We start from the raw sequence: 1,883 nt of genomic DNA, 5'->3' as shown, positions 1-1,883 counted from the left end.
CCGCCCCGACCCAGCCACACCCCCCATACGGGCCGCCAGCTCACGCACCACACCCGCAGAACGACCCGACACCACCACCGGCACCACCGGAAGAAGCCCCCCAGCACCCGGCTCCGCCCATTCCTGCACATCCGGCGCTTCCTCGACCACTACATGGGCGTTCGTCCCGCTCACACCGAACGCCGAGACACCAGCTCGCCGTACGCGCTCGCCCCGCGGCCACGGCTCCTGCTCCGTCAACAGGGACACCGCACCCGCCGACCAGTCCACCTCCGCCGTCGGCGCATCCACATGCAACGTCTTCGGCAGCACACCGTGCCGCATCGCCATGACCATCTTGATCACACCAGCCACACCAGCAGCAGCCTGCGTATGACCCACATTCGACTTCAGCGAACCAAGCCACAAAGGCCGACCCGCATCCCGCTGCCCATACGTCGCCAACAACGCCTGCGCCTCGATCGGATCACCCAGACGCGTCCCCGTCCCATGCGCCTCCACCACATCCACATCACCCACACCCAACCGCGCATCCGCCAACGCCCGACGAATCAGGCGCGACTGGGCCCGCCCACTCGGCGCCGTGAGTCCGTTGCTCGCACCGTCCTGATTCACCGCCGAACCACGCACCACCGCCAGCACCTGACGCCCATGCCGCACCGCATCCGACAACCGCTCGACGAGCAACACGCCCGCACCCTCGGCCCAGCCTGTGCCGTCGGCCGAGGCAGAGAACGCCTTGCACCGCCCATCGGCGGCCAGTCCCCGCTGCCGCGAGAACTCCACGAACATGCCCGGTTCGGCCATGACGGTCGCGCCGCCCGCGAGGGCGAGGTCGCACTCGCCGCTGCGCAGCGCCCGCACCGCCAGATGCAACGCGACCAACGACGACGAACACGCCGTGTCCACCGTCACCGCCGGCCCCTCCAGACCCAGCACATACGAGATACGACCCGAAGCCACACTGCTGGAGGACCCGGTCAGCAGATAGCCCTCGTATCCGTCAGCGCTTTCGTGGAGTCGGGGGCCGTACTCCTGGGCCATCACTCCGGCGTAGACGCCGGTCCGTGAGCCGCGCAGCGAGTGCGGATCGATACCCGCCCGCTCCAACGCCTCCCACGACGTCTCCAGCAACAACCGCTGCTGCGGATCCATCGCCAACGCCTCACGCGGCGAAATACCGAAGAACCCCGCGTCGAACTCCCCCGCCCCATGGAGGAACCCACCCTCACGCACATACGTACGCCCAGGCACACCAGGCTCCGGATCGAACAACCCCGCCACATCCCAACCCCGATCAGTGGGGAACGGAGAGACCGCGTCCACCCCCGAGGCCACCAGATCCCACAACCCCTCCGGCGACGACACCCCGCCCGGGAACCGACACCCCATCCCCACGATCGCAATCGGCTCGTCGACCGGGGTGTCGGGGCGGATGACAGCCTGTTCTTGGGACTCGCCCAAGAGCTCGTCACGGAGGTAGTGAGCGGCGGCGAGGGGAGTCGGGCAGTCGTAGATCAGCGAGGTCGGGACGTGCAGTCCGGTCCGGGAACGGAGGTGGTTCTTGAGCTCGACACCGGTCAGCGATTCGACGCCCAGTTCCTTGAACGTTGCCTCCGCGCGCACTTCGGCGTGGGCGTCCAGTCCGAGGACGGTGACGACACCGTCGCGTACTTGGTCGAGCAACCGCGCGATCTGCTCGGTCGCGGTCAACGTCATGAGTTCTCGGCGGAGTTGTCCAGCGTGGTCCGTCGTATCCGATGGAAGTACGGCGGTTTCGTCCGGCCGGCTGTCCAGCGTGAGCGCTGCCGATGCGGAGCCATCGGGTGCCCAGTAGTGCTGGCGTTGGAAGGGGTAGGTGGGCAGGTCGATGGTCCGGGCGC

1 pseudogene is annotated in these 1,883 nt (G+C 68.1%); it reads right to left on the bottom strand.

The annotated features are described in order from the left end of the window. A pseudogene (locus tag ACZ6ZT_RS35170) lies at window positions 1-1,869 on the bottom strand (type I polyketide synthase); the annotation flags it as partial. Window positions 1,870-1,883 lie beyond the last annotated feature (14 nt).

It is taken from the genome of Streptomyces sp. NPDC102258 (genome assembly GCF_055584685.1).
Note: the sequence above shows the minus strand (reverse complement) of the source record. Positions and strands in the feature narration are given on the sequence as shown.